Source organism: Streptomyces erythrochromogenes, assembly GCF_036170895.1.
Taxonomy (GTDB): Bacteria; Actinomycetota; Actinomycetes; order Streptomycetales; family Streptomycetaceae; genus Streptomyces; species Streptomyces erythrochromogenes.
This window is the reverse complement of sequence record NZ_CP108036.1, coordinates 1,969,658-1,996,051: the sequence shown is the minus strand read 5'-3', so window position 1 is coordinate 1,996,051 and position 26,394 is coordinate 1,969,658. Positions and strand designations below refer to the sequence as shown.

Below are 26,394 nucleotides of genomic sequence, written 5' to 3'. Positions count from 1 at the left end.
CCCCTCTGCCAAGGTTGCGCCACCGCAGCACCAACATCCGCCGGCCAGAAGCCATTTGCGTGGCAGCTTTGCCGTGCAATGCAGCACTTGGCCGGAATTCACCTGGGGAGAGCGATGCGCCCGATATCGCGCACGGCGATCGGGGCGGCCACAGCAGCCGTCCTCGCCGCCACCGCCGTCGGCCCGTCGACGGCGCAGCCGGCCGACGGAACGCCCGGAGCGGGGAAGAGACCACTCGTCGGCAGCCAGGCGGCCGGAAAGCAGCCCACCGCCCCCGTCACCGTGACCCTCGTCACCGGTGACCGGATCCTGGTGTCCACCGACGCGTCCGGCCGCACCGCCGCGACCGCGATGCCGCGCGGGGACGGCTCCCAGCCGCTCGTGCAGACCCGGCAGTCGGGCCAGGACCTGTACGTGTACCCCGAGGCCGCGGTCGCGGCCCTCGCCGCGGGCCGGGTCGACCATGAACTCTTCAACGTCACCGGCCTCGTCCGGCAGGGCTACGACGACGCCCACACCAAGAAGCTGCCGCTCATCGCCGTCTACGACGGATCCGTGGACGTGGCGCGCAGCGCGCCGCCCGCGCCCCGCGGCGCCGACCGCTCCCTGGTCCTCGGCTCCATCGGCGCCGTGGCCCTCTCCGCGGACAAGGAGCAGGCCGCGGCCTTCTGGGCCGACGTCACCGGTACGGACGCCACCGCGCGAACGGCCACGGGCGGCCTGAAGAAGCTGTGGCTGGACGGCAGGGTCCAGGCGAACCTGGAGCGTTCCACGCGCCAGGTCGCCGCGACCGCCGCCTGGGCCGCCGGATACGACGGCAAGGGCACCAAGGTCGCCGTCCTCGACACCGGCACCGACCTGGAACACCCCGACCTCAAGGGCCGCGTCTCCGCCTCGAAGAACTTCACCGACTCCGACACCGACGGCGACCGGCAGGGCCACGGCACCCACACCATCTCCACCGTCGGCGGCTCCGGAGCCGAGAGCGGCGGAGCCAAGAAGGGCGTCGCCCCCGGCGCGGAACTGCTCAGCGGCAAGGTCCTCAACGACGGGGGCTACGGCCTCGACTCGTGGATCATCGCCGGCATGGAGTGGGCCGTCGAGTCCAAGGCCGACGTGGTCTCCATGAGCCTGGGCGACCCCTCCCAGACCGCCTGCGACGACCCGCTCGCCGCGGCCGCCGAACGGCTCTCCCGGCAGGGCCCGCTCTTCGTCGTCGCCGCGGGCAACTCGGGCCCCGGCAACAACACGGTCTCCTCGCCCGGTTGCGCCCCCAGCGTGCTGACGGTCGGCGCAGTCGACCGCGACGACACCACGGCCCCCTTCTCCAGCCGCGGCCCGGCGGGTCTGCAGCACACCCTCAAGCCAGAGATCGCCGCACCCGGCGTCGGCATCTCCGCCGCCGCCGCGGGCGGCCGCGGGGTGTACGCCTACCAGTCCATGTCCGGCACCTCCATGGCCACCCCGCACGTCGCGGGCGCCGCCGCCGTCGTCAAGCAGCGCCACCCCGACTGGACCGGGCAGCAGATCAAGGCCGCCCTCGTCGGCTCCGCGAACACCAAGGTCCCCGGGGACGTACGGGAGGCCGGCGCCGGCCGCCTCGACGTCAAGGCCGCCCTCGACACCGCCGTCACCGGCGCGCCCGCCGTCCAGGGCGGCACGTACAACTGGCCGCAGGACCGCAGCGACCGCCGAAACGTCGAGGTCCCGTACACCAACCTCGGCAAGAACCCCGTCACGCTGCACCTCGCCGTCGAGAAGGTCACGGGCAACGACGGATCCGCCGTCCGCAGCCAGATCGCCCGGCTCGACCGGCGCACCGTCACCGTCCCGGCCGGCGCCACCGTCACCGTGCCCCTCGCCCTCGACCCGGCCGCCAAGCTGGAGCGCGCCCAGTACGGGGACGTCACCGGCCGGGTCGTCGCCACGGCCGACGGCGTACGCGTCTCCACCCCCTTCTCGCTCCACGTCGAGCCCGAGACGGTGACCCTGCGGGTCAAGCTCCTCGACCGGGCCGGCAAGCCCGCAGCCGGTCCCTCCTCGCTGGACGTGATCGGCACCGACGACGCCTCCGGCGAGCGCCGGTTCAACGACGGCGCCACCGACCAGGTCTACCGGGTCCGCCCCGGCGCCTACTTCCTGTCCGCCTTCGTCGCCACCGCCGACCCCGGCGAGGGCGCGGAGATGATCGACTCCCTCACCTACCTCGGCCGCCCCCAGACCGAGGTGAAGAAGGACACCACGATCGTGCTCGACGCCCGCAAGGCCGGGCGCCTGTCCGTCGAGGCCGACAGGCCGGTCGAGGCACGCAACACCACCCTCGGCTTCGCCCGCAGCTGGGACGACACCTGGCTGCACGCCGGAACCGCCATGGGCGGCCGCACCATCCGCGGCTTCTACTCCTCCGTCGAAGGCCGCGCGAAGGACGGCGACTTCGAATTCGCCGGCTACTGGCGGGCGGCCGCCCCGCTGGTCTCCGAGCTGAAGGTCGCCGGCGGACCGGTCCTGCACCCGCTCACCGCGTCCACCGGCAGCGACAACCTCGACGGCACCGGCGGCGCCCCGCTCGTCGACGCCGGCTCCGGCACCCCCGCGGAACTCGCCGCGGCCGGCGCCAAGGACGCCGTCGTCCTGGTGAAGGCCGTGGACGGCGCCCTCCACGAGGTCGCGCAGAACGCGCAGGCCGCCGGCGCCAAGGCCGTCCTCGCCCACCGCGAGGCCCCGGGCCGCTGGGCCGCCTTCACCGGCTACGCGGGCGGCTCGCTGCCCACGATGACCATCGAGGCCGCCGAGGCCAAGGCGCTCCTGGCCAGGCTCGCCGCCGGCAAGGTCGCACTGTCCTGGAAGGCCACGGCGAAGAGCCCGTACGTCTACTCGCTGGCCTTCCCCGAGACGGGAGAGATCAAGGGCGGCCGCACCTACCGGGTTCGGGACCGCGACCTCGGGCAGGTCGAGTCCACCTACAACTCCATGGGCGTGGCCGCCGACTTCGTCGACATGGCGGGCGCCTACCGGCCCATCGGCAGCGCCGTGTACTTCGGCGGGATCGAGACCGTCGCGACGCCCGGCAAGCGGACCGAGTTCTACTCCGCCGGGGACACCGCCTGGGACCAACTGCTCTCCAGCAGCTTCCCCTGGGGCGAGTTCATGACGGGCGAGCAGCGCACCTACGCCAAGGGCGCCAGGAGCAAGGCCGCCTGGTACGACGGGGTGACCGGCCCGGTCGCGCCGCGCGACCCCGCCGGCCGGGAGACCCTCGCCGCCGAACGGCAGGCGAACCTGATCGGCTTCGCGCCCGCCATGTGGGGCGACAGCGCGCACGCCGCGCAGCCGGGCTCCTTCGGGGACATCGGCAACCTCCGGCTCCGGCGCGACGGCGAGGTCATCGGCGACAGCTGGTACCCGTTCGGGGTCTTCGAGGTCCCGGCCGAAGAGGGCCGCTACGAACTGACCCAGTCCATCGAGAAGATCGGCCCGCCCTCGCGCACCTGGCAGCGGTCCACCTCGGTCAGCACGACCTGGGGCTTCACCTCGAAGCTCGACGCGTCGGCGTACTCGCAGGGCCTGCCGTTCCTCTTCCCGCGGTACGCGGCCCCGCTCGACGGCATGAAGACCGTCGCGGCGGAGAACGGCCAGACGATCGGGCTGGGCGTCACCGGCCACGCGGGCTACGTGCCCGGAGCGCTCACGTCGGCCGCGCTGGCGTACTCCTACGACGGCGAGAACTGGACGCAGGCGAAGGTCGGCCGGCGCGACGGCACCTGGACGGCGGTCGTCGACCACGCCGGGGCCTCCGGCAAGCCGGTCTCGCTGAGGGTCGAACTGACCGACGCGAAGGGCGCGACGGTCACCCAGACGGTCGCGCGGGCGTACGACGTCCGCTGATCCGTACGGGCAGGACGGAAGGGGTCCACCGGGCGGCGGCCCGGTGGACCCTTTTCGCGCATTCGGCGTTTTCGGCCCCCACCGGAGGCCGAGAATGAGGGCATGAGTCAGCAGGGCGCGGACGACTGGTGGCAGAAGCTCTACGAGGACCCCGAAGCGGGACCGGCACCCGACCCGGGGGACACCCTCGACAACCGGTTCCGGTCGGCGGCCGGAGTGACGGGGGACCCGGCCGGGGCGCCGCCCCCCGCGCCGCCGGAGCCGGTCCGGGAGGCCGAGCCCGGACCCGGGCCGGGACGCGGGCCGCTGCCGGCCCCCCGCCCGGACCCGGACGCCGGCCTGCCCGCGCGGCCGCCGCTGCCGGACGCGGTCCGGCGGGAGCCCGCCCGGCCCCCGGTGGCGGGTCCGGTCCCCGCACCGCGCCCGGTCCCCGACACGCTGCCCGCGTCGCCCTCTGAGCGCTACGTTCCGCCGCCTGCTCCGCCCGTCGCCGGTGACGCGCCGGCCGTGCCGCCGGCGCCACCGGCCGTGCCGCCCGCCAGGGAGTGGGCCCCGCCCGGCGACCGGAGCGGTCCGCCGCCGGGGCCCACTGCGGACGCTCCGCCCGGCGGACGGTACGCCCCGGCGCAGCCGCCGGGCCCTGCGCTCGACCAGCCGGCGGTGCAGGTGCCGTTGTCCGGCGAGGCGTACGGCCCGCCGCCCGCACGGGCGCCCCTTCCGGGTGAAACGGCCGGGGCGGATCCGGCTCCGGGTGCGGCTGCCGACGTACCGGCCGGGCCACCGCGGGCGCCGTCGCCCGGTGAGCGGCTCGGTCCGCCGCCCGGGCCGCCCGCCGCGGAAGGGGCCACGTCCGGCCCGGGGTTCGGGCCGCTCGCACCGCCGCAGGCCCGGGGCGTGCCTTCCGGCGCGCCCGCCGCGCCACCGTACGGTCCGCCGCCGGTCGCGCCGCCCGCCGCGCAAGCCGCCGCGCCGCCCGGCGAGCGGTACGTCCCGCCACCGCCCCCGGCCCCGCCCTGGCACGGCGCACAGCCGCGCGATCCGCGGACCGGCGGCGCCACCGGCTACGCCCTAGGGGGCGTCGAGGTGCCGCCGGCGCCCGGACCGGAGCTGCCCACCCGGCGCGTCCAGGCGCCGCGCCGGGAGGACCGCACCGAGGAGGTGCCGCAGCCCGTAGCCCCGCCCGAACCGGTACGCGCCCCCGCCGCCGCCCCCGTCCCGGAGGCCGCGGCGCCGCAGCAGCGGCCCGAAGTACGGCACCTCGGCGACCGCGCCCCCACCTACGCCGCCGAACCGGGCCCGCTCCCGCCCGCGGACCCGGCCGCCCTCGACGCGCTGGTCCCGGACACCGTCCTGGAGGGCGCCCGCTACGGCGCCTACACCCTCCGGGCCGCCTCCCTGCGCGGCGACTCCGCCCGCTACCGCGGCGAGAGCCGCCGGGACTTCCTGCTCACCGCCCGCTTCGGCAGCGGTGACGACGCCCTGGTCCTGGTGACCCTCGCCGGCGGGGACCGGGCCGCGCCCGGCGCCGCCGAGGCCGCCGCCGAACTGTGCCGCACGGTCGCCGCGGCCGTCGGCCGCAGCCAGGGCAGGCTCGCCGACGACATCCGGGCCGGGCGCCGCGACGCCCTGCGCTCGGGCCTGCAGCGGCTCACCGACCGCGGCTACGGACGCCTGCGGGCCCGCGCCGCCGAGCTGGGGCTCGCGGAGGAGGAGTACACGGCGGGACTGCGCGGGCTGCTGCTCCCGGTGGACCCGCAATGCCGCACCCGGGTGTGCTTCGGATCCGGCGCGGGCGGGCTGTTCCGGCTCCGTTCGGGTCAATGGCAGGACCTGGAGCCCACCGGCCCGGCCGCGCCCGCACCGGCCCCCGCGGCCGATGCCGCCGAGCCGGCCGACGCGGTCGGCGAGCCCGGCAGCGTCTTCCGGTTCCGGGCAACCGTGGCCAGACCGGGGGACACCCTGCTCCTGTGCTCGGGCGGCCTGGCGGAGCCCATGCGGGAGGAGGCCGCCCTCCAGGCGGAGCTCGCCGCGCGCTGGGCCGAGCCGGAGCCGCCCGGCCTCGCCGCGTTCCTCGCGGACACCCAGCTCCGCCTCAAGGGGTACGCCGACGACCGCACGGCCGCCGCCGTCTGGGAGGCGTAACCGGCGCGGGCATGGCTGGATGGGAGGCATGGCCAAGCAGAACGTGGCGGAGCAGTTCGTCGACATCCTCGTGCGCGCCGGCGTGCGGCGGATGTACGGAGTCGTCGGCGACAGCCTCAACCCGGTGGTGGACGCGATCCGCCGGACCGACGGCATCGAGTGGATCCAGGTCCGCCACGAGGAGACCGCGGCCTTCGCGGCGGGCGCCGAGGCCCAGATCACCGGCCGCCTCGCCGCCTGCGCCGGCTCCTGCGGCCCGGGGAACCTGCACCTGATCAACGGGCTGTACGACGCCCAGCGCTCGATGGCCCCGGTCATCGCGCTCGCCTCGCACATCCCCTCCGGCGAGATCGGCCTGGGCTACTTCCAGGAGACCCACCCCGACCAGCTGTTCCGCGAGTGCAGCCACTACAGCGAGCTGATCTCCAACCCGCAGCAGATGCCGCGGCTGCTCCAGAGCGCCGTACAGCACGCCATCGGCCGCAGCGGCGTCAGCGTGGTCGCGCTGCCCGGGGACATCGCCGCCCAGCCGGCCCCGGAGAAGGCGGTGGAGCACGCCCTCGTCACCGCCCGGCCCACCGTGCGGCCCGGCGACGGTGAGATCGAGAAGCTGGTCCGGCTGGTCGACGAGGCGGACCGGGTGACGCTCTTCTGCGGCAGCGGCACCGCCGGCGCACACGCCGAGGTCATGGAGTTCGCCGGCCGGGTCAAGGCCCCCGTCGGGCACGCCCTGCGCGGCAAGGAGTGGATCCAGTACGACAATCCCTACGACGTCGGCATGAGCGGGCTGCTCGGCTACGGCGCGGCCTACGAGGCCACCCACGAGTGCGACCTGCTGGTCCTGCTCGGCACGGACTTCCCGTACAACGCCTTCCTGCCCGACGACGTGAAGATCGTCCAGGTGGACATCCGCCCCGAACACCTCGGCCGACGCTCCCAGTTGGACCTCGCGGTGTGGGGAGACGTACGGGAGACCCTGCGCGCCCTCAACGCGCGGGTGAAGGCCAAGACGGACCGCCGCTTCCTGGACCGGATGCTGAAGAAGCACGCGGACGCCCTGGAGGAGGTGGTGAAGGCCTACACCCGCAAGGTCGAGAAGCACACCCCGATCCATCCCGAGTACGTGGCCTCGGTCCTCGACGAACTGGCCGACGAGGATGCGGTGTTCACGGTCGACACGGGCATGTGCAACGTGTGGGCGGCACGCTATCTTTCCCCGAACGGCAAGCGCCGCATCATCGGCTCCTTCAGCCACGGCTCGATGGCCAACGCCCTCCCGCAGGCCATCGGCGCGCAGTTCACCGATCCCGGCCGTCAAGTGGTGTCGATGTCCGGCGACGGCGGTTTCTCCATGCTGATGGGAGATTTCCTCACCCTGGTGCAGTACGACCTGCCCGTCAAAGTAGTGCTCTTCAACAACTCATCCCTCGGAATGGTCGAGTTGGAGATGCTGGTTTCCGGCCTCCCCTCCTACGGGACGCGGAACAAGAACCCGGACTTCGCCGCGATCGCCCGCGCGGCGGGCGCCTACGGGGTGCGCGTGGAGAAGCCCAAGCAGCTCACCGGTGCTTTGAAGGACGCTTTCCGGCATCGGGGACCCGCTCTGGTGGACGTGGTGACCGACCCCAACGCCCTGTCCATTCCGCCGAAGATCAGCGCCGAAATGGTGACCGGATTCGCACTTTCGGCCAGCAAGATCGTGCTCGACGGAGGGGTGGGGCGCATGATCCAGATGGCTCGATCCAACCTCCGCAACGTGCCCCGCCCGTAAGCCCGCAGGAGTGCGGATCCCCCCGGGGGGCATGCATCCCGTAGGCCTGTTCGAGAGCAACGGACACGGGAGGGACACCGCCGTGCGGGTGGGGGCGAAGACGGGGAAGCTGTGGAGGAGAGGGGCGCCGGTACCGCGCGAACCGTCCACCGCCGAGGACGGGGAAGCGGTGGACATGCTGCGCATCACCCGGAGCGTGCGCCGCGCGGACCTGAAGGCGGTGGGCGAGGTCCGCCGGGCACTCAGGGAGCTGATGCGCCACCGGTGCAGGACCGAGGCCACGGACGTGGCCGAGCTGCTGATCACGGAGCTCGTCACCAACGCCCTCGTCCACACCGACCGGGGCGCGGAGGTGTCCGCGAGCCTCACGGCCGCACGGTTACGGGTGGAGGTCCGCGACCACGCGGCACGCCGACCCCGGCCGTACGTACCGACCGCCGACGACGGTACGCACGGCCGGGGACTGGTGCTGGTGGAGGCGCTGGCCGACGAGTGGGGCGTGGACGCGCTCGCCCTGGGCGGCGGCAAGGTGGTGTGGTTCGAGCTCGACGGGCGCCGCGAGGCCCCGTACGCCGCAGGGCCCGCCTGAACCGGCGGGCCCTGCGGGGTGTCCCCTTGTCCGGACCTGTCAGCCGAACTGCTGCTCCAGGTCTTTCAGTTTGCGCTCCAGCGAGTCCAGCCGGGGAATGGTCTGGGTGTCGTCCTCGGCGGTGAGGTCCACCGTCCGGGTGCCGGTCACGTCAGTGGGTTCGGTGCGGCCCACGGCCTGCAGGGAGGGCCGGAGGAGTAGCGGCAGCTGTCCCGATTCCGGTATGGCCGGCTCCGCGCCGACCGGCGCGGAGCCCGCTCCCTGCGTCAGCTCCGGGAGCTCGACCTGACGGCCGCGGGACCGCCCGAACGCCCGGTTCTGCCGGCCCAGCGCCTTGATGCGCGCCCGGTCGAGCCGGTTCTGGTCGCGCCTGCGGTGCCGGTCCTGCTCCCGCTCCTTCTTGTCCTCGCGCACCTCGTCCACGGCCTCGTCGAGGGTGCGCACCCCCTCCAGCAGCATGAGGGACCATGCGCCGAAGGTCTCCCGGGGGGCCCGCAGCCAGCGGACCATCCGGATCTGCGGCAAGGGCCTCGGGATCAGGCCCTGTTCGCGCAGCGCCGCCCGGCGGGTCTGCTTGAGGGCGCGGTCGAAGAGGACGGCCGCCGAGAGCGACATCCCCGCGAAGAACTGCGGAGCGCCGTCGTGACCCAGACCGCGCGGGGCGTGCACCCAGTTGAACCAGGCGGCCGCCCCCGCGAACAGCCAGACCAGCATGCGCGAACCGAGGGCCGCGTCACCGTGGCTGGCCTCGCGGACGGCGAGGACCGAACAGAACATGGCGGCGCCGTCGAGGCCGAAGGGGACCAGGTACTCCCAGCCTCCGGAGAGGTTGAGGTTCTGCCGGCCGAAGCCGACCAGCCCGTGGAAGGAGAGCGCGGCGGCCACCGCCGCGCAGCAGAAGAGCAGGACGTAGGAGGCCGTGCCGTAGACGGCCTCCTTGCGCCGCCGCCGCTCCTCGCTGCGCTCCCAGCTGTCGTCGGCCGCGGCCTTCTCGCTCTCGCGCTTGCCACGTGCCAGTACCGCAACCGCCGCAAGTACGCCCAGGATCAGCAGACTGCCGGGCAGCAGCCAGTCCAGCGATATGTCGGTCAGTCTCATGCGGATGTCCCTTGCCTCGCGTATGCGGCTGTGCGGTTTTCCGGGCGCCATAGTGGCGCAGGTGGTGCGCCGTGCACGCGGGTTTCGGGGCAAGTGGACGCCATCGGGGGGCGGGGCCCGCCGGATAGGGTGTTGTATCTCGAACTGACTCCCGTGCGGCCGGAGTTGCGTTCGATTACGGCCACCTCTACGGGTGGGTTAGCCCCCGTCGCCCGGACCGGCCGCGTCCCGAGTCGGTACGGGTGGGCTCAGGCGGCTTCGGCCGTGAGGCGGGTGATGCGGTCCGCGTCGCAGGTGCGGGGGCAGGTGACGCAGGTGTCCTCCGGGCGGATCGTGTAGAAGAAGCAGCAGCTGGCCCGGTCCCGGGTGGGGAGTTCGCGGCCGTCGGGGCCCGCGAGCGTACGGAATCCGGCGGCCCCGGTGTACGGGGCCGTCGAGCCCGGCAGGAGCGCCTCCAGTTCGGCCATCGTCCGCTGTTCCTCGCCGAGCAGGTGGCCCACGTACCAGAGGCTCTCGACGACCTCGTCCGTGACCATGCCCCACAGGGCGCGGCGGCCGCGCCGCATGCGCGGGCCGAAACCTTCCAGCACGGGTTCGAGGTGCTGGGCCACCGCAGCCCGCACCTCCTCGCGCAGCGCCTCCTCGTCGGGCACGACCCGGGCCCCGGGGAGGGCGGCCGCCGGGTCGTCCGGCAGGCAGGCGAAGCTCTCGACGTGCACGGTCATCCGGCCGAGGGCCCGGTGGAAGGCGACCTCGGCGACCGGGAGCCGGGGGACCCGCCGGTGGAGGAACCACGGGAGCGTGATCAGCAGGCAGGCGGGCCACGCGTACCGGTGCAGCCCGAAGCTCGCGACCACATCGGGCCGCGCCTGGGTCCCGTAGTCCCTCAGGACCTGGGCGTTGTCCCAGGCGAGGAAGGCGTCCAGGGCGGCCCCGCCGGCCGCCAGCTCGTCCGCGCCGACCCACCCCGCACCGCGAGGGGAGGGCTCGTGCGCGGCTCGCTCGGCGACGCGCAGTCCGCCGTACACGTCGGCCAGCCGGGCGAACGCTTCGGCCACCGCAGAGCCGGGCGGGGCGGGGGCGAGCGCCGGGAGGGTCGAGACGGTCATGACGGACCACCGATCACACGATCGTTAACAGGTTAGCCTTACCTTACCTGATTCGGAACGATCCGCACCCACCCGTCGCGCGGCGCGTCACCTATTCTCTCGGGACAGGTCGAGACCCGGAGGAGGAGGACCGAGTGCACGAAACGGCCCACGCCCGGGTACCGGCACAAAAGCGGAAGGTCATGCGCCATTCGGTGCGCGGGCAGGTCCTCGACGCCCTGCGCGCGGCCCTGGTCGACGGCGAGCTCGTGCCCGGGGAGATCTACTCCGGCCCGGCGCTGGGGGAGCGCTTCGGGGTCTCCGCGACCCCGGTGCGCGAGGCGATGCAGCAGCTGGCCGTCGAGGGAGCGGTGGAATGCCTCCCGAACCGGGGCTTCCGCGTCCTGTCCCGCACCCCGCGGGAGCTCGCCGAGCTGGCCGAGGTCCGGGCGCTGCTCGAAGTCCCCGTCATGCTGCGACTGGCCCGCACCGTGCCCGAAGCCACCTGGCAGACCCTGCGCCCGGCCGCTGCCGCCACGGCCGAGGCGGCCGCCGCGGGCGACCTGCCGGGCTACGCGGAGGCGGACCGGGCCTTCCACCGGGCGGTGCTGCGGCTCGCCGGCAACGACCGGCTGGTACAGGTGGCCGAGGAGCTCCACCGCCGCGCCCAGTGGCCCCTGCCGGGCGCCCCGCGCGTGCGGCGGGCCGATCTCGTCGCCGACGCGGCCGAGCACTCGGCCCTGCTGGAGGCCCTGATCGCCCGAGACCTCCCGGTGGTGGAATCGCTCGTACGGGAGCACTTCGCCGGAGCCTGACCCCTGCGGGGGCTCGGCGGCTCCAGGGCCCGGGCCCGCCCGGGCCCGGGCCTCGAACGCGTGGCGCCGGGCTACGCCGCGGGCGAAGGGGCGGGCGAGGGGGCCGGGGCCGGATGGAGCTGGTCCGCCAGCCAGGTGGGGATGCCGCCCAGCAGGTGGAACAGCCGGCGCGCCTCCGCGCGCAGCCGGGTCGCCTCCGGCTCCGGCTCCGCCTCGGCCAGCGCCGCCAGCGCCGGGGCGGTGCCGATCAGGAAGCCCAGGTCCTCCCGGATCCGCAGCGACTCCGCGAACCCCTTGCGGGCCTCGGCCACCTCGCCGTCCCGCAGGGCCAGCGCGGCCAGGTGCCGGAACGTGAACGACAGCAGCAGGGTGTCCCCGTGCGCCTCCGCCCCGGCGTGGGCGCGGCGGTAGGCGGGCCGGGCGGACTGCGGGGCGTCCGCGAGGTGCTCGGCGACCAGGCCGCGGCGGAAGTCCAGCAGCGGACGGGTCCGGGACCCGGGCGACAGCAGGGCCGCGGCCCGGCCCAGCGCGGAGCGGGCCTCGTCGGCCCGGTCGCGTACCCCCAGCACGGTCGCGGCGTAGGCCAGCTGGCCCCGCTCGCACGCGGCAGCGCCCCGGTCGTCGTCGTCCTGGGCGACCGCTTCGGCGACCCGCAGCGCGTCCTCGGCCTCGGACCAGCCCTGGGCCGTGAACAGACACCGCTCGACCAGCAGCGCGGTGCGCTGCACCGCGGCCGCCGCCTGGCCGGCCTTGCCGACGTGAGGCGTCAGCAGGGCCGCCGCGTCGGTCCAACAGCCGCGCGAGCGCAGCCGCCATATCGCCCGCTGGAGGGGGTCGTCTCCCCCGGTAGATCCGGCACCCGACATGGCGGTATCCGCCACATTGCCCTCCCCGAAGCAATCAAGCAGCACATGGTTGAGCCCTGGGGCGAAATGAGAGCACGGATCGCAGGCTCCGGCCAAGGGGTCGGGTGAACTCTTTCACAAAGTCCGGACGGATCATCAGCGCCGCCCGCCACCCCGTGGCCGCCGGCGGAGAGGGTCTCCTCAGCTCATGCGCAGTGCCAGGAAGAAGTCGAGCTTGTCCTCCAACCGGGACAGGTCCCGCGCCGTCAACTGCTCGATTCGCCCGACCCGGTAGCGCAGCGTGTTGACGTGCAGGTGCAACCGGGTCGCGCAGCGGGTCCAGGAGCCGTCGCAGTCCAGGAAGGCCTCCAGCGTCGGGATGAGCTCCGCCCGGTGGCGCCGGTCGTAGTCCCGCAGCGGGTCCAGCAGCCGGGCGGTGAAGGCGCGGCGCACGTCGTCCGGGACGAACGGCAGCAGCAGCACGTGCGAGGCCAGCTCGTGGTGGCCCGCCGCGCAGACCCGGCCCGGCCGGGCCGCCGCGACCCGGCGGGCGTGCCGGGCCTCCTCCAGCGCCCCGCGCAGCCCCTCGGCGGAGTGCACGGCGGCGCTGACGCCCAGCGTGAGCCGGCCGTCGTCGGCCAGGCCGGCCGCCAGGGGCTCCCGTACGGTCGCCAGCAGCACGTCGGCGTGCAGGGCCGAGTCCGGGCCCTTGTCCTCCCCGGCGTCACCGGACAGCGAGGGCAGCGGCACCAGTGCGATGGCCTCGTCACCCGCATGGGCCACCGCGATCCGGTCGGACGGCTCCGGGCCCGAGACCGACGGGTCGACGAGGATCTCCTCCAGCAGCGACTGGGCCACCGGGCCGCCGGGGATGTCCCCGCCCTCCCAGTCCACCCGTGCCACCACGACCTGCCAGTGCGGGGCGGCACCCAGCCCGGGCAGCAGCACCGGGGCCGCGACCCGCAGGCGGGCGGCGATCTCGGCGGGCGCGGCGCCCGTCTGGACCAGCTCCAGGACCTCCTGTGCGAGGCGGCGGCGCACGGTGCGGGCGGCGTCGCGCCGGTCGCGCTCCACGGCGATCAGCTGGGTGACGCCCTGGAGGAGGTCCAGACGCTCGGCCGGCCAGTCGCCGGCGTCCGCCTCGACGGCCAGCAGCCAGTCGGACAGCACGGTCTCGCGCACGTCCCGGGCGGCCGGACCTGCGGCGCCGCGGCCGTGTCCCCTGATCGGGAAGAGCGAGTAGGTAATACCCTGGATGGAGATCCGGTGCGGTCCCCTACGGCCCGTCCGGACCGCCGCGAGGTGCTCGCCCGCCAGTGCTGCGCAGATGCCCGGCGCCAGCGGCTCTCCCGCCCCGGCGATCTGCCGGCCGGTGGGGGACAGCACCCAGGCCCGGAGGTCGAGGTCGGTGGTGAGGAGATCCAGCACCACGTCGGGGCCGCCCCCCGCCGGACCCGATGTCATCAGGCGGCGGTGCCGGTCCACGACGGCCGCCAGGTCCCCGGCGCGCTCGCCCGAGACCTGCCGTACGACGTACTCGGTGATCGTGGCGAATGCAACGTCCTCGTTCACGGCGAACAGCGGCAGCCGGTTGCGCACACAGGCCGATACGAGGTCGTCCGGGATGTCGCCGAGCTCCGCCTCGCCCGCCGCCAGCCCCGCGACGCCGGCGCTGGCGAGGATTCGTACGAATGGCTCGGAGTCGGCTGAATTTCGTCTCCATGCCAGGCCGGTGAGGACGAGTTCGCCTCCGGACAGGTACCGGCTGGGATCGCGCAGGTCGGTCGTCATGACCCCGCGGACCGTACGGTCGAGTTCGTCCTCGCCACCGAGCAGCCGCAGCCCCAGCGCCTCGGTCTCCAGCAGTGCGCGCAGCCGCATGATGTCGCCGCCGATCTGTCTCGAATGTTGCCGTTGGAAATCGGGCAGGTCGTCGCATCCTGCCTTTCATACGAATCTACAAGACGAGGGAGGCCGTCAGCCAACTCCTTCATGGTTTCGGTGACTGCACCCGGGGGACGCGCGGCTTGTGTACTGAGTCCACACCGCGTTAACAGCACGTGAACGACCAGTCGAGGGCCCTTAGGCCTCCTGGCTTGAAGTGAACGACCCGATTAAGAAGAAGAGAGCCGACATGGACTTCCTTCGCCCCGCCAGCTGGGAGGAGGCACTCGCCGCTAAGGCCGAGTACCCCACAGCTGTGCCGATTGCGGGTGGCACCGACATCATGGTCGAGATCAACTTCGACCACCGCCGTCCGGAGTACCTCCTCGACCTCAACCGCATCGAGCTGCTGCGGGAGTGGGAGGTAGGCGAGGAGGTCACCAAGCTCGGCGCCTCCGTCCCGTACACCCAGATCATGGAGAACCTGCGGACCACCCTGCCGGGTCTCGCGCTCGCCTCGCACACGGTCGCGTCCCCGCAGATCCGCAACCGCGGCGGCGTCGGCGGCAACCTCGGTTGCGCCTCGCCCGCCGGTGACTCCCACCCCGCCCTGCTGGCCGCCGGCTGCGAGGTCGAGGTCGAGTCCGTACGCGGCTCGCGCATGATCCCGATCGACGAGTTCTACACCGGCGTCAAGCGCAACGCGCTGGCCGCCGACGAGCTCATCAAGTCGGTCCACATCAAGAACGCCACGGGCCCCCAGCAGTACTCGAAGGTCGGCACCCGCAACGCGATGGTCATCGCGGTGTGCGGCTTCGGCCTCGCCCTGCACCCCGACACCCGCACCGTGCGTACGGGCATCGCCTCGGCCGCCCCGACCCCGATCCGGGCCAAGGCCGCCGAGGAGTTCCTGAACGCCGCGCTCGAAGAGGGCGGCTTCTGGGACAACGGCAAGGTCATCACCCCGTCGATCGCCAAGCAGTTCGGTGAGCTCGCCTCCGGCGCGTGCAACCCGATCGACGACGTCCGTGGCACGGCGAAGTACCGCCGTCACGCGGTTGGCATCCTCGCTCGCCGCCAGCTCGTCTGGACCTGGGAGCAGTACCGCGGCACGAACGGCCGCTCGCTTGAAGGGGCTGCGTAATCATGCGCGTCAATTTCACCGTCAACGGTCGTCAGCAGGAAGCCGACGACGTCTGGGAGGGCGAGTCCCTTCTCTACGTGCTGCGTGAGCGCCTGGGTCTGCCCGGCTCCAAGAACGCGTGCGAGCAGGGCGAATGCGGCTCCTGCACCGTCCGCCTCGACGGCGTGCCGGTCTGTTCCTGCCTGGTGGCCGCCGGTCAGGTCGAGGGCCGCGACGTCGTGACCGTCGAGGGCCTGGCCGACTTCGCCAAGCAGCGTGAGCAGCACGGCCACGGCGGTGCCTGCGGCACCGGCGGCGGCTGCGGCAGCAAGGGCGTGTCCACCGACGAGGCCAAGAAGTGGGCCGCCAAGCCCGGCGACTCGCAGACCGGCGAGGGCATCGAGCTCTCCAACATCCAGCAGGCGTTCATCGACGCCGGCGCCGTCCAGTGCGGTTTCTGCACCCCTGGTCTGCTGGTCCAGGCCGACGAGCTCCTCGAGCGCAACGCGGACCCGTCCGACCAGGACATCCGTGAGGCCCTTTCCGGCAACCTGTGCCGCTGCACGGGCTACGAGAAGATCCTCGACGCGGTCCGCCTCGCGGCCGCCCGTCAGGGAGAGGCGGTCTGACCATGGCCCAGAACACCCGTACCGTCGGCACGCCGACGAACGTCACCCAGAAGCACAACAAGGGCGGCATCGGCGAGTCCACTCTCCGCCCGGACGGCACCCTCAAGGTCACCGGTGAGTTCGCGTACTCCTCGGACATGTGGCACGAGGACATGCTGTGGGGCCAGACCCTGCGCAGCACCGTCGCCCACGCCGAGATCGTCTCCATCGACATCTCCGAGGCGCTGGCCATGCCGGGCGTCTACTCGGTCCTGACCTACGACGACCTGCCGGCCGAGATGAAGAACTACGGCCTGGAGATCCAGGACACCCCCGTTCTCGCCAACGGCCGGGTGCGCCACCACGGTGAGCCGGTCGCCCTCGTGGCCGCCGACCACCCGGAGACCGCCCGCCGCGCGGCCGCCAAGATCAAGATCGACTACCGGGAGCTGCCGCTCGTCACGGACGAGGCCTCGGCCCTGGCCCCCGACGCGCCGCTGATCCACGAGGGCCGCGACGACCACCACTCCGGCCACGTCCCGCACCCGAACATCGTGCACCGCCAGCCGATCATCCGCGGCAACGTGGAGGAGGCCCGCAAGCGAGCCGACGTCATCGTCGAGGGCGAGTACACCTTCGGCATGCAGGACCAGGCCTTCCTCGGCCCGGAGTCCGGTCTCGCCGTGCCCTCCGAGGACGGCGGCGTCGACCTCTACGTCGCCACCCAGTGGCTGCACTCGGACCTCCAGCAGATCGCCCCGGTCCTGGGCCTGCCGCCGGAGAAGGTGCGCATGACGCTCTCCGGCGTCGGCGGTGCCTTCGGCGGCCGCGAGGACATCTCGATGCAGATCCACGCCTGCCTGCTGGCCCTCGCGACCAACAAGCCGGTCAAGATCGTCTACAACCGCTTCGAGTCCTTCTTCGGCCACGTGCACCGCCACCCGGCGAAGCTCTGGTACGAGCACGGCGCCACCAAGGACGGCAAGATCACGCACATGAAGTGCAAGATCGTGCTCGACGGCGGTGCCTACGCCTCGGCCTCCCCGGCCGTCGTCGGCAACGCCTCCTCCCTCTCCGTCGGCCCGTACGTCGTCGACGACGTCGACATCGAGGCGATCGCGCTCTACACGAACAACCCGCCCTGCGGCGCGATGCGCGGCTTCGGCGCCGTCCAGGCCTGCTTCGCGTACGAGGCCCAGATGGACAAGCTCGCGGCGAAGCTGGGCATGGACCCGGTCGAGTTCCGCCAGCTGAACGCCATGGAGATGGGCACGATCATGCCCACCGGCCAGGTCGTGGACTCCCCGGCGCCGGTCGCCGAGCTGCTGCGCCGGGTCAAGGCCCGCCCGCTGCCGCCGGAGCGCCAGTGGGAGACGGCCGGCGAGGGCGCGGACGTCCGCGCGCTGCCGGGCGGTCTGTCGAACACCACCCACGGCGAGGGCGTCGTCCGCGGCGTCGGCTACGCGGTCGGCATCAAGAACGTCGGCTTCTCCGAGGGCTTCGACGACTACTCCACCGCCCGCGTGCGCCTGGAGGTCATCAACGGCGAGCCCGTGGCGATGGTCCACACGGCCATGGCGGAGGTCGGCCAGGGCGGTGTCACCGTCCATGCGCAGATCGCCCGTACCGAGCTGGGCGTCACGCAGGTGACCATCCACCCGGCCGACACGCAGGTCGGCTCCGCCGGTTCCACGTCCGCCTCGCGGCAGACGTACATGACCGGTGGCGCCGTGAAGAACACCTGTGAGCACGTCCGCGAGGCGCTGCTGGAGATGGGCCGCCGCAAGAACGGCTCCTACCACCCGGCCTGGGCGCACGCCGAGCTCCTCCTGGAGGGCGGCAAGGTCGTCACCGACGGCGGCGAGGTCCTCGCGGACATCGCCGACATCCTGGAGAACGAGGCGATCGACCTCGAGCTCGAGTTCCGCCACCGCCCGACGGTCGCCTTCGACCTGAAGACCGGCCAGGGCGACGGCCACGTCCAGTACACCTTCGCCGCGCACCGCGCGGTCGTCGAGGTGGACACCGAGCTCGGCCTGGTCAAGGTCGTCGAGCTGGCGACCGCCCAGGACGTGGGCAAGGCCCTCAACATGCTCTCCGTGGTCGGCCAGATCCAGGGTGGTACCACCCAGGGTCTCGGCGTGGCGGTCATGGAGGAGATCATCGTGGACCCGAAGACCGCGAAGGTGCGCAACCCCTCCTTCACGGACTACCTGATCCCGACCATCCTCGACACCCCGACCATCCCGGTCGACGTCCTGGAGCTCGCCGACCCGAACGCGCCGTACGGCCTTCGCGGTCTGGGCGAGGCCCCGACCCTGTCGTCCACCCCGGCCGTCCTCGCGGCGATCCGGCAGGCGACCGGGCTGGAGCTCAACAAGACCCCGATCCGTCCGGAAGCCCTCACCGGGACCCTCTAGGACGGACCCGGTCCGGGGGCCGCGAGGCCCCCGGACCCCCTCGGACTCTCCGGGCGGTGTGACTCGGGAACGTCACACTTCACCGCCGCACCGCCCGGAGTACATACGAAGCACCGCACCGCTCGCGGTCCCCTTCAGCCGGCAGTACCCCTGCGAAAACCCCCACGTAGTACCAGCGGTCACCCCGCACTACCCGCAGTACACGCAGTGAACATTCGCGTCGCCTCGGGCCGTCACCCCGGGTCGTGCAGCCAAACGCACCATCCCAAATCCCGCAGTCTCCAATCCCCAAGCGGGTGCCCCTTTGAACCTTGGGAGTTAGGCACCATGACCCAGTCGTCAGTGGAGTCCAAGACCACCGCGGAGGAAGCCGGAGACGGCTCCCCCACTCCGGCGGGCAGTTCTTGGCTCGACCGCTACTTTCACATAACCCATAGAGGATCCAACGTCGGCAACGAGGTCCGTGGCGGTATCACGACCTTCATGGCCATGGCGTACATCCTCCTGCTCAACCCGCTGCTCCTCTCGGGCAAGGACGTCGCCGGCACGTCGATGGAGGCCTCGGCCATCATCACCGCCACGGCCTTCGCGGCAGCCGTCACGACGCTCCTCATGGGCTTCGTCGGCAAGGTCCCGCTGGCCCTGGCCGCCGGACTCTCCGTTTCCGGTGTGCTCGCCTCGCAGGTGGCCCCGCAGATGACCTGGCCGCAGGCCATGGGCATGTGTGTGGTCTACGGTGTCGTGATCTGTCTGCTGGTCGTCACCGGCCTCCGAGAGATGATCATGAACGCGATCCCCCTCGCGCTCAAGCACGCGATCACCATGGGCATCGGCATGTTCGTCGCCCTGATCGGTCTCGTGAAGGCCGGCTTCGTCGGCCGCGGCCCCGAGCAGGGGCCCCCGCTCCAGCTCGGCTCGGTCGGTGAGCTCGCCGGCTGGCCCGTCCTGATCTTCTGCCTCACCCTGCTCGCGATCTTCATGCTGCAGGCCCGCAAGATCCCCGGCGCCATCCTGATCGGCATCGTCGGCGGCACCGTCGTCGCGGCCATCGTGAACGCCGTCGCGAACATCGACCCCAAGGCCTGGCGCAGCGGCCCGCCGGAGCTGTCCGGCTCCGCGGTCTCGATGCCCGACTTCTCGCTCTTCGGCGACGTCTCGTTCGGCGGCTGGGGCGACGTCGGCTACATGACGGTCGGCATGATCGTCTTCACCCTGGTGCTGGCCGGCTTCTTCGACGCGATGGCCACCATCATCGGTGTCGGCACCGAGGCCAAGCTGGCCGACGACAAGGGCCGCATGCCGGGCCTGTCCAAGGCGCTCTTCATCGACGGCGCCGGCGGCGCCATCGGCGGCGTCTCGGGCGGCTCCGGCCAGACCGTGTTCGTCGAGTCGGCGACCGGCGTCGGCGAGGGTGCCCGCACGGGTCTCGCCTCCGTCGTGACCGGCCTGTTCTTCGCGGCCTGCCTCTTCTTCACCCCGATCACGCAGATCGTCCCGGGTGAGGTCGCCTCCGCGGCCCTGGTGGTCATCGGCGCGATGATGATGCAGAACGCCCGCCACGTGGACTGGGCCGACAGCGCGACGGCGATCCCGGTCTTCCTGACCGTCGTGATCATGCCGTTCACGTACTCGATCACGGCCGGCGTCGCCGCCGGCGTGCTCTCCTACGTCGCCATCAAGGTCGCTCAGGGCAAGGCCCGGGAGATCGGCGGCTTCATGTGGGCGCTGACCGGGATCTTCGTGGTCTTCTTCGCCCTGCACCCGATCGAGGGCTGGCTCGGGGTCGGCTGACCCGGAGCACGGCCGGTCCGGGTCGAGCGACCCGGACCGGCCGGTCCGCAGCGGAACCGCACCTCCGCGTACCCGATACTGGAACCGAATCCTCCGAGGAGGCCGCACATGCTGGACATCGCCGAAGAGCTGAACCGGTGGGTACGGCAGGGACGTGACTTCGCCGTCGCCACGGTCGTGGCGGTGGGCGGCAGCGCACCCCGGCAGCCCGGCGCGGCCCTCGCCGTCGACAGCGAGGGCACGGCCATCGGCTCGGTCTCCGGCGGATGCGTGGAGGGCGCGGTCTACGAGCTGTGCCAGCAGGCGCTGGAGGACGGTGAGACCGTCCAGGAGCGTTTCGGCTACAGCGACGACGATGCCTTTGCAGTGGGTCTGACCTGCGGCGGGATCATCGACATCCTCGTCACCCCGGTTCCCGTGGGCTCCCCCGCACGAGCGGTGTTCGAGGCCGCGCTGGCCGCCGCTTCCCGCGGCGAGGCCGCCGCGCTGGCCCGGATCGCCGAGGGACCGGCCGAGCTGATGGGCCGCGCCGTGCTCGTCCGTACGGAGGGGCCCTTCGAGGGCGGGCTCGGCGGACACCCGGAGCTGGACCGCACCATCGCCGAGGAGGCCCGCGCCATGCTGGACGCCGGCCGGACCGGCGTGCTGGAGATCGGCGCCGACGGCAGGCTCTGCGGAGAGCCGCTGAAGGTGCTCGTCGAGTCCAGCGTCCCGCCGCCGCGGATGATCGTCTTCGGTGCCATCGACTTCGCCTCCGCACTCGTGCGGATCGGCAAGTTCCTCGGCTACCGGGTGACCGTCTGCGACGCGCGACCCGTCTTTGCGACGAAGAACCGTTTCCCCGAAGCCGACGAGATCGTCGTGGACTGGCCGCACCGCTACCTGGAGAGCACCGAGGTGGACGGCCGGACCGTCCTGTGCGTGCTCACCCACGATGCCAAGTTCGATGTCCCGCTCCTGGAGCTGGCCCTCAAGCTGCCGGTCGCCTACGTCGGCGCCATGGGCTCCCGCCGGACCCACGAGGACCGCAACAAGCGGCTGCGCGACGTCGGCGTCACCGAGCTGGAGCTGGCCCGGCTGCGCTCCCCGATCGGCCTGGACCTCGGCGCCCGATCCCCGGAGGAGACCGCGCTGTCCATCGCCGCCGAGATCGTCGCGAACCGCCGCGGCGGCAGCGGCGTGGCCCTGACCGGGGCGCACATCCCGATCCACCCGGACGTCGCGCACACGGTGATCGACAGGATCGGCTCCGTCGCTTGAAGGGGTGACGGCGGAAGGTGAGAAAAGGGCGCACCCCGTGGGGGTTGCGCCCTTCGGGCGTTCCTCCTATCTTACCGGCCGGTAATCGGAGGCATCTTCTCCAGCCCTTTCTCACAACGGAGTTGAGCGGATGTTGCGTACCGTGCGAACCCTGGGCGTGCTGGCCGCGGCCGCCCTGCTGACCGCCCTCACGCCCGCCCCGGCGGCTCCGGCCGAGGCCGCTGCGGCCGGCGGCCTGCGCGAGGTGCTCTTCGTGGGGAACAACTGGGAGGGGACGGCCGACGTCCTCGCCTCCACCGGCGATCTCGCCAAGGTCGGCCGGATCGACATGATCCCCGACAAGGCGGAGCGGCTCCGTGAGATCTACCTCAACCCCGTGAAGCTCGCCTTCTTCCTCGGCATCCGGGAGAGTGCCGGCGAGGGACACGATCAGTTCGTCGACGACATGTTCACCACCCCGGACGGCACCGCGGTCGTCGCCTCCCGCCCCAGCTTCGCCGACGTCGTCTCCATCGACCTCGCCTCCGGGCGGATCAACTGGCGCTTCCCGGTCTCCGGTTTCCGCTCCGACCACATGGCGGTCTCCCCGGACGGGACCCGCATCGCCGTCTCCGCCTCCACCTCCAACACCGTGCACGTCCTGGACATCGCCACAGGGCGCCAGACCGGCTCCTTCCGGACCGGCGACAAGCCGCACGAGAACACCTTCACCCGCGACGGCCGCTACCTGTGGAACAGCTCCATCGGCGAGGTGAACACGGCCCTCGACGCGCCCTGGCTGGACTGGACGAAGGGCGACCGGAAGATCACCGTGGTCGACACGCAGACCTTCCGCACGGTTCGGGTGATCGACATGCGCGAGCGGCTGGACGCCTTCGGCCGCAGGGACCTGTCCGATTCCGTACGCCCCGTGTCCTTCAGCCCCGACGAGTCGAAGCTCTACTTCCAGGTCTCCTTCTTCGGCGGCTTCCTGGAGTACGACGTGGCCACCGACCGGATCACCCGCCTCAAGGACCTCCCCGCCAACCCGGCCACCAGCACCGACCGCACCACGTGGGTCAACGACTCCCGCCACCACGGCATGTCGATGAGCCCCGACGGGGCGAAGCTCTGCATCGCGGGCACCATGGACGACTACGCGACCGTCGTGGACCGCGCCACCCTCGCCGAGGGGCCGCTCGTGCCCGCCGCCAAGCCGTACTGGGCCACCGTCTCCGGCGACGGGACCGCCTGCGTGATCTCCGAGAGCGGCACCGACCAGGTGACGGCCATCGACTTCGCCACCGGCGCCAAGCGGGTTTCCGTACCCGTCGGCGACCACCCCCAGCGTATCCGCCTCGGCCACGTCCCGGCCGCCTGGACCGGCCCGGCCGGCCGCTGAGCAGGCTGTCCGGACCGGCGGACGAAGGGGCTGGAATCGGCCGAACCTGCAGATCAAGCGAATATGGGATGACTGGTCCTCGATGACCGATTAGTCTCGCGATCATGGTGGACATCCGCGAGGTACCCGAGGCCGACATCGACCGCGCCCTGGAGCTCGCCTACCTGGCCTTCCACGATCGGCCCGAGAAGGAGGCCCGCGAGCGGCACCACGCGCTGCTCGCGCGCTGCGACCGGATCGGAGCCTACGACGGGGACGTCCTGGTCGGCTTCATGGCCGCGCACGACTTCCGGCTCTCGGTGCCCGGGGCGGACCTGCCCTGCCCCGGGCTCACCTTCGTCTGCGTCGCACCCACCCACCGGCGCCGCGGCGTGCTCACCGGGCTGATGACGCGCATGATGCGGCGCGCCGCCGACTCCGGCCGCCCGATCGCCGCCCTCTGGGCCTCCGAGGCCGCGATCTACGGCCGCTTCGGCTACGGCGGCGCCACCACCGGCGCCACCGTCGAGATCGACTCCACCCGGCCGCTGGCCCTGCGCATCGACCCGGACCGGCGCCCGCTGCGGCTCGTCGACCCGGAGGACGCCGTCGACGTGATCGGCCCCTACCACGAGGCCGCCCGCGCCGGCCGGCCCGGCCGTCCCGGCCGCAGCCCCGAACGCTGGCGCGACGAGTGGCTCACCGAACAGGACGAGGAGGACGAGGAGCTGAGCCCGCCCCGGATCATCGTCCTCGGCGACCCGGGCGAGCCCATCGCCGGGTACGTGATCTACCGGACCAAACCGGAAGGCGACGCAGGAGCCGCCCGTACCCCGGGCCTGGTCCGGGTCGACGAACTGGAGGCGGACAGCCCGGCGGTGGCCGCCGCCCTCTGGGAGTGCGTGGCCGCCCTGGACCTCACCGGCAAGGTCTCCGCGTGGGGCCGCCCGGCCGACGACCCGCTGCTGCACTTCGCCGCCGACCGGGACCAGGTACGGGTCACCGCCCAGTTCCCGGCGCTGTGGCTGCGCCTGCTCGACGTACCCGCCGCGCTGACCGCGCGGTCCTGGGCCGCGCCCGTGGAACTGGTGCTGGAGGTGCACGACGCCCGGCTGCCCGACAACGCAGGGCGCTTCCGCCTCAAGGCCGGGCCGCACGGGGCGACGTACAGGCACGCGGACGGCCCCGCCGACCTGGCCCTCGACGTGCGCGAGCTGGCCGCCTGCTACCTCGGCGGGACCAGGGTCACCGAACTCGTCGCGGCCGGGCTGGTCCAGGAGCACACGCCCGGGGCGGCGACGGCCCTCGACGACGCCCTGCGCACACCCGTCCTGCCGCACACGAGCGACGAGTTCTGAACCTGCCGGCAGCGGGGGCGGGCGCCGACCGCCCCCACCGCCGGACCGGGCTCACGCGGGCAGGGACAGCCTGGCGGCGGCCATGCCGAAGCCGGAGCCGAGGACCATGCCGGCCAGGCCGCCGTCGGGCCGGCCCAGGTCCTCTGGCCGGTAACGCCGGATCTTCGCATGCCAGTTGAGGATGCCGGCGTGCCAGTCCTGGAGCTCCTGCACATACGCGTCCAGGGCCGCCCGCGCCCCCGCGTCGAGCTTCCAGTCGTCGTAGAGAACCGGCAGCTGGGTGGCCACGATGTGCTCGAACTCCTCGGTGCGCTGGGTCATCAGCGCGTGGCAGATGTGCAGGGCCTCCGGGTAGCCGATGTCGAAGAAGTTCCGCGTGACCAGGATGTGGTTGTGGACCTCGCCCTCGAACTCCACCTCCTTCTGATAGGAGTAGACGTCGTTGATCAGGCAGGCCGCGTCGGCGACGGCGTTCTCCAGCGAGCGGATGGTCCCCGAGGCGTAGATCTCCTCCGGAATGCCCCGTCCCTCGTGCCCGAGCCGGCACAGGTACATGGTGAGCCGGCTGCCGAAGGTGCGCCGTCGCATCTCCGCGTAGTCCACCGGGTCCGGAATGCGGTTCTGGATCGCGTTGTCCACCTCCCAGACCCAGCTCTCCAGCATGTCCACCAGCGTCGCCCGGAACTCGGCGCGCTGCCGCGCCCACATGTCGGCACTGGTGCGCACCCACAGGTCGGCGAGCCCGCGCTCCAGCGCCGTCGACGGCTGCGGCTGCTCGGCGTGGTCGACGGGGATCATGGTGATCAGCCGGGCCGTGGCCGCCTTGGCCGCCGCCAGGTTCTCGGCCTGCGCGAAGACCACCGGGTAGTAGTCGTCCCCGTAGGTGCCCCAGGTCAGCCAGCAGGCGTTGAGCGCGAGTGCGCCGGGGGTGGCGTCCGGGTCGATTCCGGCCGAGCAGACCGCGAAGTCGTAGCCGCGCAGCTTCTCCTCGGTCCAGATCGCCGAACCGGGATCGCCCGGCTGCGGATCCAGCAGGCCCGTCCGCCGGGCCCAGGCCACCGACTCCTCGCGCGCGTGCGCCAGATGAGGGCTCAGGGTGAGCCGGTGGGGCATGTAGATCTCGGGGATGACGGAGGGCCCGGTGCGTTCGAAGGGGGTGTGGGTGAAGGAGCGGCGGCGCAGTTCCATCGAGCGCCGGTTGAAGACGGACCGCAGGTCGAGGGCGCTGGTGCCGAGCCCGGACGGCATGAAGGGAAGAGTGACCGGGGCGGTCGCCCTGGCCTCCTTGTTCATGTACCGGCTGGAGACCATGTGCCACTCGTGGCCCCCGGACTGCCAGTCCTGGAGGCCCTTGGTGTAGGCGAGGACGGCCGCGATCTCGGCCGGTTCGAGCGCGAGGTCGGCGAATAGCTGCGGTAGTTCGTACAGGGCCGTCTGCTCGAACTGCTGCAGGCGGGAGGTGAGCAGGTCGTTGGAGGCCTCCGCGGCCTCCTGGGTGGTGCAGCCGAGGAACGTCTCCAGGACCAGGACGGCGTTGGAGAGTTCGCCCTCGTCGGTGACCTCGCGCTCGTAGGAGAAGAGGTCGTTCCTGATGTGGACCGCGTCCGAGAAGGCGTCCCGCAGCACGCCGAGCGGACGCGAGTGCGCGACGCGCGCCGGGACCTCGGCGGCGACGTACTCGACCAGGCCGGCCGACCAGGGGGCCCCGCCCACCTTGCGGCGCATCTCGATGTATTCGAGGGGGTTCGCCACGCGGCCGATGTCGATGTTGGCGAGCTCCCACATCGACTCGTCGAGGAGGTTCTTCGTGGACAAGGAAAACCGTTCCCGCCAGTCCGCCGACATCGAGGGAACGGTTCGCCGCCACAGGTCGGCGAGGCCCGCCTCCACGGGGTTGGTGGGCTCGGGGAAGCCGTCGGCGAGGTCCATGGGCATGAAGGCGGCCAGCCGGTCGAGGTACGCCTTGGCGCCGACGCGGTCCTGCGAGCGCTTGAAGGTCTCCAGGAAGTGGTCGTCGAAGAAGAAGACCCACACGTACCAGTCGGTGACCAGCGACAGCGCCTCGGCGTCGCAGTCGGGGTGGGTGTAGGAGCAGAGCAGGGCGTAGTCGTGCGAGTCGAGGTCGCTCTCCTCCCAGACGCCGGAACCCTCCAGCATCGCGAAGTCGCGCGCCCACTGCTTGGTGTGGACCCGCGCCTCCTCCAGGTGGGGGTTGAGTCGTGCCGGATACGGCACGTAGAAATCCGGCAGTCGGAACGGCTGCGTCACGGCGTGGTAGGCCCTTCGTCCAAAGGCGCGGGGGCCGGTGGCCCGGCCCCCGCAAGAGATCAGCAGTGCCCTACCCGTGACGCGCGCGG

At 72.5% G+C, this 26,394-nt stretch carries 17 protein-coding genes; 12 read left to right on the top strand and 5 right to left on the bottom strand.

Translation table 11 applies throughout. The features are described 5' to 3' along the window. Positions 1–114 precede the first annotated feature (114 nt). The 4 genes from OHA91_RS09155 to OHA91_RS09140 all read left to right on the top strand — a co-directional run bounded on the left by OHA91_RS09155 (position 115) and on the right by OHA91_RS09140 (position 8,387). Positions 115–3,885, top strand: a complete 3,771-nt coding sequence (locus OHA91_RS09155) for a S8 family peptidase (protein ID WP_328739018.1) — start codon at positions 115–117, stop codon at positions 3,883–3,885. Between the two features lie 102 nt (positions 3,886–3,987). Further along, positions 3,988–6,027, top strand: coding sequence for a protein phosphatase 2C domain-containing protein (locus OHA91_RS09150; protein WP_328739017.1), 2,040 nt, complete (start codon positions 3,988–3,990; stop codon positions 6,025–6,027). Between the two features lie 28 nt (positions 6,028–6,055). After that, positions 6,056–7,798 (top strand): pyruvate dehydrogenase, encoded by a 1,743-nt coding sequence (locus OHA91_RS09145; RefSeq protein ID WP_328739015.1) that lies wholly within the window; start codon positions 6,056–6,058, stop codon positions 7,796–7,798. Between the two features lie 175 nt (positions 7,799–7,973). Next, entirely contained in the window at positions 7,974–8,387 is a 414-nt protein-coding gene (locus OHA91_RS09140) for an ATP-binding protein (RefSeq protein ID WP_037632654.1), read from the top strand. A 39-nt stretch (positions 8,388–8,426) separates the two neighbouring features. On the opposite strand, the gene OHA91_RS09135 is transcribed toward OHA91_RS09140, so the two are convergent. Continuing rightward, positions 8,427–9,485, bottom strand: coding sequence for a DUF2637 domain-containing protein (locus tag OHA91_RS09135; RefSeq protein ID WP_031151964.1), 1,059 nt, complete (start codon positions 9,483–9,485; stop codon positions 8,427–8,429). A 248-nt stretch (positions 9,486–9,733) separates the two neighbouring features. After that, positions 9,734–10,594: a (2Fe-2S)-binding protein gene (locus OHA91_RS09130; RefSeq protein WP_031151966.1), complete on the bottom strand. Its 861-nt coding sequence runs from the start codon at positions 10,592–10,594 to the stop codon at positions 9,734–9,736. 134 nt (positions 10,595–10,728) lie between these two features. Here OHA91_RS09130 and OHA91_RS09125 point away from each other — a divergent pair, with 134 nt between their 5' ends. Continuing rightward, entirely contained in the window at positions 10,729–11,388 is a 660-nt protein-coding gene (locus OHA91_RS09125) for a GntR family transcriptional regulator (protein ID WP_328739012.1), read from the top strand. A gap of 71 nt (positions 11,389–11,459) precedes the next feature. Here the strand turns inward: OHA91_RS09125 and OHA91_RS09120 are convergent, their stop codons facing one another. Together OHA91_RS09120 and OHA91_RS09115 are read right to left on the bottom strand one after the other, a co-directional pair. Beyond that, positions 11,460–12,269 carry a hypothetical protein gene (locus OHA91_RS09120; RefSeq protein WP_037632630.1) on the bottom strand — a complete coding sequence of 270 codons (810 nt, stop codon included), beginning with the start codon at positions 12,267–12,269 and terminating at the stop codon, positions 11,460–11,462. Between the two features lie 165 nt (positions 12,270–12,434). Then, a complete protein-coding gene (locus OHA91_RS09115) occupies positions 12,435–14,114 on the bottom strand; it encodes a PucR family transcriptional regulator (RefSeq protein ID WP_031151972.1) in 1,680 nt (559 codons plus the stop codon). Between the two features lie 253 nt (positions 14,115–14,367). On the opposite strand from OHA91_RS09115, the gene OHA91_RS09110 reads away from it, so the two are divergent. The 7 genes from OHA91_RS09110 to OHA91_RS09080 all read left to right on the top strand — a co-directional run bounded on the left by OHA91_RS09110 (position 14,368) and on the right by OHA91_RS09080 (position 24,037). After that, positions 14,368–15,261 (top strand): FAD binding domain-containing protein, encoded by an 894-nt coding sequence (locus tag OHA91_RS09110; protein WP_031151975.1) that lies wholly within the window; start codon positions 14,368–14,370, stop codon positions 15,259–15,261. A 2-nt stretch (positions 15,262–15,263) separates the two neighbouring features. Further along, complete coding sequence (locus OHA91_RS09105) at positions 15,264–15,869, top strand: (2Fe-2S)-binding protein (protein WP_031151977.1); 606 nt, start codon at positions 15,264–15,266, stop codon at positions 15,867–15,869. 2 nt (positions 15,870–15,871) lie between these two features. Beyond that, positions 15,872–18,268 carry a xanthine dehydrogenase subunit D gene (gene pucD / locus OHA91_RS09100; RefSeq protein ID WP_031151979.1) on the top strand — a complete coding sequence of 799 codons (2,397 nt, stop codon included), beginning with the start codon at positions 15,872–15,874 and terminating at the stop codon, positions 18,266–18,268. Between the two features lie 327 nt (positions 18,269–18,595). Beyond that, positions 18,596–20,059 (top strand): NCS2 family permease, encoded by a 1,464-nt coding sequence (locus OHA91_RS09095; protein WP_031151981.1) that lies wholly within the window; start codon positions 18,596–18,598, stop codon positions 20,057–20,059. Between the two features lie 108 nt (positions 20,060–20,167). Then, the gene (locus tag OHA91_RS09090) at positions 20,168–21,319 is read left to right on the top strand and encodes an XdhC family protein (RefSeq protein ID WP_031151983.1); all 1,152 of its coding nucleotides are present in this window, start codon (positions 20,168–20,170) and stop codon (positions 21,317–21,319) included. 130 nt (positions 21,320–21,449) lie between these two features. Beyond that, positions 21,450–22,700: a YncE family protein gene (locus OHA91_RS09085; protein WP_328739009.1), complete on the top strand. Its 1,251-nt coding sequence runs from the start codon at positions 21,450–21,452 to the stop codon at positions 22,698–22,700. A gap of 104 nt (positions 22,701–22,804) precedes the next feature. Further along, positions 22,805–24,037, top strand: a complete 1,233-nt coding sequence (locus OHA91_RS09080; RefSeq protein ID WP_031151988.1) for a GNAT family N-acetyltransferase — start codon at positions 22,805–22,807, stop codon at positions 24,035–24,037. A gap of 51 nt (positions 24,038–24,088) precedes the next feature. Here OHA91_RS09080 and OHA91_RS09075 read toward each other — a convergent pair whose 3' ends face one another. After that, entirely contained in the window at positions 24,089–26,305 is a 2,217-nt protein-coding gene (locus OHA91_RS09075) for a terpene synthase family protein (protein WP_328739008.1), read from the bottom strand. Positions 26,306–26,394 lie beyond the last annotated feature (89 nt).